The organism is Collimonas sp. (assembly GCF_035566375.1).
Taxonomy (GTDB): domain Bacteria; phylum Pseudomonadota; class Gammaproteobacteria; order Burkholderiales; family Burkholderiaceae_D; genus Collimonas.
Map to the genome: position 1 here is coordinate 19,510 of NZ_DATMRK010000061.1, position 7,619 is coordinate 27,128.

The window sequence follows — 7,619 nt, forward strand, 5'->3', positions numbered from 1 at the left end:
AACTCCTGTTTGAGCGGGCATGATGAGCGCCAATCGCTCATCTCTGCTGTTCCTTGGCGCGTTGTGCGGAACACCGGAACAGGACGAAGTATCGGGTTTCACGGCGATGCGCGAAAGCGTCCCGAAGGACGCAATATGATAGGATCGGGCCATGTTAAAACCAGCCCAGCTTCCCGAAACTGCCCCCGAAACTGAGCCAGAATCCGCTCACACCATAGCGGTGATCGCCTTCGAGGGCATCAGCCCCTTCCACCTGTCCGTGCCTTGCATGGTGTTTGGCGACGACCTGGCCAGGCTGGGCGTGCCGCGTTACCGCTTGCTGATATGCGGCGAGAAGGCGGGCCTGATTGCGACCATGTCGGGATTCGACATCAATGTGCAACATGATCTATCGGCGCTGGCGGAAGCCGATACCGTGATCGTGCCGGCCTGGCGCGATCCCGACGAACGTCCGCCCGAAGCCTTGCTGCTGGCTTTACGCAAGGCGCATGCGCGCGGCGTCAGGATTGTCGGTTTGTGCCTGGGCGCTTTTGTGCTGGCCGAAGCCGGTTTGCTGGATGGCCGGGCGGCCTCCACCCACTGGGTGTGGGCTGACGATTTTGCCCGGAAATACCCGCGCGTCAAGCTGGATCAGAAAGTACTGTACGTGGATGACGGCGACATCCTGACGTCGGCCGGCACCGCGGCAGCGATCGATTGCTGCCTGCATCTGCTGCGCCGCGACCATGGCGCCGAAGTGGCGAATCGTATCGCGCGACGCATGGTGGTGGCGCCGCATCGCAACGGCGGCCAGGCGCAATATATCGAACAGCCGTTGCCAGAAACCGGCGGCAGCGACCAGCTCGCCGTCACCCTGGATTGGGCCATCGAACATCTCGACCAGCCGCTTTGCCTGGACCTGCTGGCTGCCAGGGCCGCCATGAGCCGGCGCAATTTCACCCGCCGCTTCAAGATGAAAACCGGGGCCACGGTATCGCAATGGCTGCTCAACCATCGCCTGGCTTCAGCGCAGCGGCTGCTGGAGACCAGCGACAAGGCGATAGACCGTATCGCCGAAATAGTCGGCTTCGGTTCCACTGTGTCGCTGCGCCAGCATTTCACTTCCGCGTTTTCGGTTTCTCCTGCCGCTTACCGCAAACAATTCCGGCGCCAGTGAGCCGCCGCGCTTTGTACTATACAATTCGGGTTTGCCGGCTTCGCTTGCCGGCTTTTCTTCGGCTCTCTTTCTTGTATCCCTATTAGCAGTGAAGCATTCCGCAATGACCGATAATTCCGCAGCAACTCCCGACCAACACACTGACGCCGCTGGCGATGATCAGCAAAATCAGAAAACCCAGGAGCCGCGCTTGTGGCGCGACGATGGCTGGACTGCGCGCATTATCAAGAATGACGATGACGACGGCTGGGCGGTGGCGATGATCAAGGATGGCGAACCGGAACCGGCGTTGATCGGGCCTTGGACCATGGGGCGTGATAAAAAAAATCCGAAGCCGTTGGATGCTTCGGCCTTTATCACGCTGGTCAAGACAGCTTCGGAATTTGTGCGCAGGCACGAGCAGCAACTGCATGCCATGCTGCATAAGAGCATCTTCGTCAGCGATGCCGAGGCAACGCTGAATGTCACGCTGGATATTATTCCAGACGACGATTTTCCGTATGCCTTGCTGACCGCGCACGATGCAGATGGCGAACAACTGGCGCAGGTGCGGGTAGCGGCGACTTTTAAATTGAGCCAGAGTAGCGCAAGCGCCTGGGTCGCCAACGAATTTCGCACGCCGCATTAACAGCGTCAGTAAAAACAACGTCAGCAAAAATCCTGGGATAGTACTTGGAGCAGTTTAAGTAAAACCTTATACTGGGTATTTATACAGTTTTGGTGAGCGATGCTGCACAAGTTACGTTATTTCCTGGTTTCCCTTTTCTTTCTCAGTTCCGCGGTTCTTGCCACAGATTGTCCTTCGCATTACGCCGCCGGTCTAGCCCCCCAAATTCTCAACGACAAGCTGGCGCGCCAGACGCAGGAGTTGTGTTACCAGGCTTTTGCTGTCATGCATTCAGGGATCACGCGCACTCCTTTATGGTCGGCCGAACATTTGACGCGCGATAATATCGACGCTGCCCGTACGCTGTCGCGCGAAAATTCGTTTCATCCCGAGCCGGCGCTGCTGATCAATGGCCGTGCCGAACTGAAAGACTACGCGCGCTCCGGTTTCGATCGCGGCCATATGAGCCCCAACGGCGACATGGCGAACCGCACTTCGCAGTATGAAAGCTTTACTCTTGCCAACATGGTTCCGCAGAATCCGCAAAACAATCGTCATATCTGGGCCGAGATCGAGAGCGCTGTGCGGCGTCTGGCGGTGAAAGACGGTGAGCTGTATGTGGTTACCGGGCCGGCTTTTCTCGGCCAGGATTTGCAAAAGGTCGGTAATGTGCTGGTGCCGACCTATCTCTATAAAGTGGTCTATAGTCCGAAGAGACAGCAGGCCGGCGCCTATTTCATCAAGAACGAAGACACTTCCCACTATCAGGCTTTGTCGGTGAGCCAGCTGGAAAATACCTTGCGCATCGATCTGTTGCCCGGCGTGCCGAAACGCATCAAGGATGTGGCGATGCCATTGCCTGGGGCTCGAGGTGGGGGCGGGGGTGGGGGTGGCCAGTACAGCGCCAGGCATGCTCCTGAGAAAACAGAGCAGCCGGCGGCCGCCCAGATTAAAAAAATAGAGACCGATCTGCTGACCAGGTTATTTAACGATATGTTGAAAATGCTGCTCGATTCCGTCACAAACCTGATGCATAAAGGATAGTCACATGTCTAAATTTATTCCGTTCTCGGATGAAAGCTCAACCCTCACCATAGGCCAGCTGAATGTAGAAAATCGTCTGGACCGGGTCAGCCTGTTCGGCGATCTCGATCTGACGCTGGACCAGCACGGGCTGGAGCAAGCCAAAACCTTGCAGTCGCTGATCAATCGGGTGGTGGAAGAACTTGAATCGCGGACCTTGCCTGAGGTTTTGCCTGCTGCACCGGTGGTAAAGGTCAGCAATCCATTTTGAAGCAGAGAGGTAAGCACGATGGATGACACAACAGCCGATGCAGGGCTAAGCACGGTCGGCATGCTGGGCAACGGCGCGCCCGCCAGCCAGGTGCTGGAGGCGGTGGCGATGCGCAAGCATGGCGATCCGGCTTGGGAGCCTTTTCACTACGAGAAAATTTCTGAAACCGAATATGAAGTCAGCGGCGGCACGCCGGCTGTGATCGGCGGCGTCAAGAAATGGCCCGGGCCGCATAGTTCGGTGCTGGTGTCGGCGGATGAAATCGCCGAGGAACAGCAAGCGCGATTTCCTGAAGCAGCTGTGCCGGTACCGCTTCAGCCGGAAGTGGCGCAAGCAGCACTACGGCTGCCTGTATCGGATAGCCAGTCGAACGCTGCAACGCCAAACTATCTGACGGTGGTGCTGCAACTGCCAGCCGATGAGCAAGGCCGCAAGCGCATCTGCAATGCGCTTAGCCTGGACGCGGATTTTTTCGGAGCCAAGGTAACGGCAACCTCGCTGGCGGACGAGATCGCCGTCAATCAGTTGCTGGAACTGCGTTGCGAACCGGCCGATGTGCAAGATGTGCGGGCCCGCGTGGCAAAACGTCATCAGGCGGTTTGAGCGTCGGCCGCCTCAGAGAGAAGTCCGCAGCGAAAACAATTCCGGAAACAACACCACATCCAGCATCATCTTCAAATAGCTGGCGCCTTCGGTGCCGCCGGTGCCTTTTTTGAAACCGATGATGCGTTCCACCGTGGTCAGGTGGCGGAAGCGCCAGTAGCGGAAAGAAGTTTCGAGATCGACCAGTTTTTCGGCCAGCTCGTATAACTGCCAATGTGTATCAGGCGCCTGGTACACCGCCAGCCAGGCTGTTTCCACTGAGCTGTCGGCGGCGGTGGCCTGGCTCCAGTCCCGGCTCAAACGCGCTTGATCGACCGGCAAGCCGGCGCGCGCCATCAGCATCACCGCTTCGTCGTAGATCGACGGCTGCAGCAGTGCATCCTGCAGCCGTGCATATGACTCAGGCGAGTGCTGGTGTACCTGCAGCAACGCGGGATTCTTGTTCCCCAACAGGAATTCGATCTCACGATACTGGAACGACTGGAAACCTGACGATTGGCCGAGGTAGGGGCGGATCGCGGTGTACTCTGGCGGCGTCATGGTCGCCAGAACATCCCAGGCGTGCACCAGCTGGTCCATGATGCGCGCCACCCTGGCCATCATTTTGAACGCCGGCGCCAGATCGTTGTTGCGCATCTGCGCGCGCACCGCGTGCAACTCGTGCAGCATCAATTTCATCCATAGTTCGCTGGTCTGATGCTGGATGATGAATAGCATTTCATTGTGATTCGGCGAGCGCGGCCGTTGCGCCGACAAAATCTGATACAGCGCCAGATAATCGCCATAACTCATGGTGTCGCCGACATCCATCTGGGCGCCATGCCATGACTCTTTTGGGTTGAACGGGCATTCCATTTCGTCACTCCTGAATAATTAGGTAACTGCTTCCTGTTGCGCGTTGATTTCGTAATCCTGGTCCACCAGAATCCGGTACAGAGTATCGACCGCATCCCAGACATCGGTGAACTGCGTATACAGCGGGGTGAAGCCAAAGCGCATCACTTGCGGCTCACGGTAATCGCCGATGACGCCACGGGCGATCAGTTCGCGCATGACGGCGTAGCCGTGCGCATGGGTGAAGCTGACGTGGCTGCCGCGTTGCTGGTGCGGGCGTGGCGTGACCAGCGTCAGGCCGAGACCGGCGCAGCGGCTCTCGACCAGGGCGATGAACAGATCGGTCAGCGCCAGCGATTTGCGGCGCACGGCTTGCATATCGGTTTGCGCGAAGATGTCGAGGCCGCATTCCACCATCGCCAGCGAGACGATCGGCTGAGTGCCGCACAGTGCGCGGCGTATGCCTTCGGCCGGCGCGAATGCTGGTTGCATGGTGAATGGTGCGCGATGACCCCACCAACCGCTCAACGGCTGCCGGAATTGTGCGTGGTGGCGTGGCGCGATCCAGGCGAAGGCCGGTGCGCCGGGGCCGCCGTTGATGTATTTGTAGGTGCAGCCCACCGCAAAATCGGCATTTGCAGCGTGTAGATCGATCGGCACCGCGCCGGCCGAGTGCGCCAGGTCCCACAGCACCAGCGCGCCTTGTTCTTGCGCAGCTTGGGTGACGGCTTGCATGTCATGCAGATGACCGCTGCGGTAATTCACATGGGTCAGCATCAGGACCGCGGTTTCGGCATTTACGGCGGTGGCAAGTTCTTGCGGCGTGTCGATCAGCTGGATGCGGTAGCCGCGATCCAGCCATTCGGTCAAGCCTTGCGCCATGTAGATATCGGTCGGGAAATTATCGCGCTCGGTAACGATTACCTTGCGCTGCGCTGCATCCGGTCTGGCGGCCTGGATTTGCAAGGCGGCGGCCAGCAGCTTGAACAGATTGATGGAGGTGGAATCGGTGATGACCACTTCGTTTTCGCCGGCGCCGATCAACGGCGCCAGTTGGTTGCCGAGCCGGCTTGGCAGCTCGAACCAGCCGGCCTTGTTCCAGCTGCGGATCAGGTCCTTGCCCCATTCTTGCTGGATCACTTGTTGTGCGCGTTGCAAAGCCGCGTGCGGGCGTGCGCCTAGCGAATTGCCGTCCAGGTAAATCACGTCCGGCGGCAAATCGAATAAGCTGCGCAGCGGCGCCAGCGGGTCGCTTTTATCCAAGGCCTGGCAATCTGCGCGGGTGCTGTTGGTCATGGTCGTATTCCTGAAGACTAAAGAGGGCGCAAAATGGCGCGCACCGGACTGGCGTCCATGCCGGCCAGGCGCAAGGGCAGCGCAATCAGTTCATAGTCGCCGGCGTCTATCGCATCGAGCACGATGCCTTCGAGGATGGCCATGCCGTGCTGCCTGACGGCATGGTGCGCCAGCATGGTTTTGGAATCCTGCGGATCGAGCGAAGGGGTATCAATGCCGATCAGGCGCACCCCATGCTGCGCCAGCAGCGCGATGGTTTCGGGCGCTACCGCCGCAAATCCTGCGTCCCATTGCTCTTGCGGCGCGCTGGCGTAAGTGCGCAGTAGCACCCGCGGCGGCAGGTTTGCTAATGCATGGGCAATGTCCTGCGGTGTGACCGGCGTAGTGGCAGTAGCGCCTATGCAATGGATCACGCGGCAGGGGCCGATATAGGCGTCCAGACTGACCTGGTCGATAGTCTGGCCTTGTGCATCGTAGTGGCTGGGAGCATCGCAGTGCGCGCCGGTGTGGGTGGATAGCGTGATGCGGCTGACGTGTACCGGGCAGCCGTCACCTATTGCCCAGGTGGTTTGCGCGCTGTAGGCGGTGTCGCCGGGCCACACGGGAATCCGGGCGGACAGGGCGGGACTGATGTCCCAGATGGGTTTTGAAGTGGCGATGGCTTTCTCCCATGCTGAATCAGACGGCATATTTTAGGCTAGCTTACTGGAATTTTTATACGAAATTAATGGATGGATTTCATATTATTTAGAATAAAATCAACAATATTTAATTAATATTGAAAGATAATTTCAATGCAGCTCGATACCATCGATTTAAACATTCTGACCTTATTGCAGCAGAATGGCCGGATCAGCAACCAGGATCTGGCGGAACAGGTTTTCCTGTCTCCTTCGTCGTGTTTGCGCCGGGTGCGGATTCTGGAGGAGGAGGGCATTATCAGCCGCTATAGCGCGCTGCTGAATCCGGAAAAACTGGGGCTGGAGCTGGATGTATTCGTGCAGGTGACGATGCGGCGCGATGTCGAGAGCTGGCATGAGAATTTCATGCAGGCGCTGCAGAATTATCCGGAGGTGGTGGGCTCTTACATCATCACCGGCGATGCCAATTACTTGCTGCGGGTGAAGGCGCGCAACCTGAAGCACTATTCCGCTTTTGTGCTGGAAAAGTTATATAAAATACCGGGCGTGCAAGATATCCGTTCGAATATCGTGTTGCAGGCGATTAAGGAAACCTATGAGCTGCCGCGTGAATTGTTGCGCGATGCTTGAGGCTCTATGTCCTTGGCGCTGTCGCGATAATAAGTAAGTAACCCCTCCAATAAATCAGATTGAAATTATGGCAAAGACGATTGAAGAAGTTCTGGCAAGACAAAAAGAGGGCGCGCAATTTGTGCTGTCGGCGCCGCTGCTTGGGCTGGAGCTGGAGGATTTCGATACGGTTGCCAAGATCTGGGTGGCTGAGGGTGGGCCGGGATTCAAGGTGGCGGGGGTGCCGCATCGGAAGTGTGTCGATGGCGAATTTTTCATCGACCGGGTGACTGTACTCAAGCTGCCGGCGCAATAGTTAAATGGGGGCGGAGTTTTTTTTCGCGGCCCTTTGCGAAAATTACTCTGACCCCTTTTAACGGGCCACGGAGTAAGTGCGTGCGCATGCAATGAACGGTTAGAGCGTAACTAAAACGTTTTCTACTCCGTGGATGCACGCCGGGGGTAGCCCGGCAGCTAGTCACTTTTTCTTGCTTCGCTGTATAGACCGGACACATGGGTAACACCTGTGCCGGGACATGGGTAACATATTTAAGCCTTACTTTCGTGGTTATGCAAGTC

At 57.6% G+C, this 7,619-nt stretch carries 10 protein-coding genes; 7 read left to right on the top strand and 3 right to left on the bottom strand.

Annotation, left to right across the window (positions count from 1 at the left end):
* Positions 1–151 precede the first annotated feature (151 nt).
* The 5 genes from VNZ60_RS19495 (at position 152) to VNZ60_RS19515 (ending at position 3,660) form a co-directional block, all read left to right on the top strand.
* On the top strand, positions 152–1,156 hold the full coding sequence (locus VNZ60_RS19495; RefSeq protein ID WP_325662081.1) for a GlxA family transcriptional regulator: 1,005 nt from the start codon (positions 152–154) through the stop codon (positions 1,154–1,156).
* A 103-nt stretch (positions 1,157–1,259) separates the two neighbouring features.
* Positions 1,260–1,784, top strand: coding sequence for a hypothetical protein (locus tag VNZ60_RS19500; protein WP_325662083.1), 525 nt, complete (start codon positions 1,260–1,262; stop codon positions 1,782–1,784).
* Positions 1,785–1,883: 99 nt separating this feature from the next.
* Positions 1,884–2,807: a DNA/RNA non-specific endonuclease gene (locus VNZ60_RS19505; protein WP_325662085.1), complete on the top strand. Its 924-nt coding sequence runs from the start codon at positions 1,884–1,886 to the stop codon at positions 2,805–2,807.
* Between the two features lie 4 nt (positions 2,808–2,811).
* The gene (locus VNZ60_RS19510; RefSeq protein ID WP_325662087.1) at positions 2,812–3,057 is read left to right on the top strand and encodes a hypothetical protein; all 246 of its coding nucleotides are present in this window, start codon (positions 2,812–2,814) and stop codon (positions 3,055–3,057) included.
* An 18-nt stretch (positions 3,058–3,075) separates the two neighbouring features.
* Positions 3,076–3,660, top strand: coding sequence for a hypothetical protein (locus tag VNZ60_RS19515; RefSeq protein ID WP_325662089.1), 585 nt, complete (start codon positions 3,076–3,078; stop codon positions 3,658–3,660).
* 12 nt (positions 3,661–3,672) lie between these two features.
* Here VNZ60_RS19515 and kynA read toward each other — a convergent pair whose 3' ends face one another.
* The 3 genes from kynA to kynB are packed head-to-tail and all read right to left on the bottom strand — an operon-like array spanning position 3,673 to position 6,479.
* Positions 3,673–4,515 carry a tryptophan 2,3-dioxygenase gene (gene kynA / locus VNZ60_RS19520; protein ID WP_325662091.1) on the bottom strand — a complete coding sequence of 281 codons (843 nt, stop codon included), beginning with the start codon at positions 4,513–4,515 and terminating at the stop codon, positions 3,673–3,675.
* Positions 4,516–4,533: 18 nt separating this feature from the next.
* On the bottom strand, positions 4,534–5,790 hold the full coding sequence (kynU, locus tag VNZ60_RS19525; protein WP_325662093.1) for a kynureninase: 1,257 nt from the start codon (positions 5,788–5,790) through the stop codon (positions 4,534–4,536).
* Between the two features lie 17 nt (positions 5,791–5,807).
* Positions 5,808–6,479 (bottom strand): arylformamidase, encoded by a 672-nt coding sequence (gene kynB, locus VNZ60_RS19530; protein WP_325662094.1) that lies wholly within the window; start codon positions 6,477–6,479, stop codon positions 5,808–5,810.
* 105 nt (positions 6,480–6,584) lie between these two features.
* Between kynB and VNZ60_RS19535 the strand changes: the two genes are divergently transcribed.
* Positions 6,585–7,061 (top strand): Lrp/AsnC family transcriptional regulator, encoded by a 477-nt coding sequence (locus VNZ60_RS19535; RefSeq protein ID WP_092354117.1) that lies wholly within the window; start codon positions 6,585–6,587, stop codon positions 7,059–7,061.
* A 67-nt stretch (positions 7,062–7,128) separates the two neighbouring features.
* Positions 7,129–7,356, top strand: coding sequence for a hypothetical protein (locus VNZ60_RS19540; protein WP_325662098.1), 228 nt, complete (start codon positions 7,129–7,131; stop codon positions 7,354–7,356).
* The last annotated feature ends 263 nt before the right edge of the window (positions 7,357–7,619 follow it).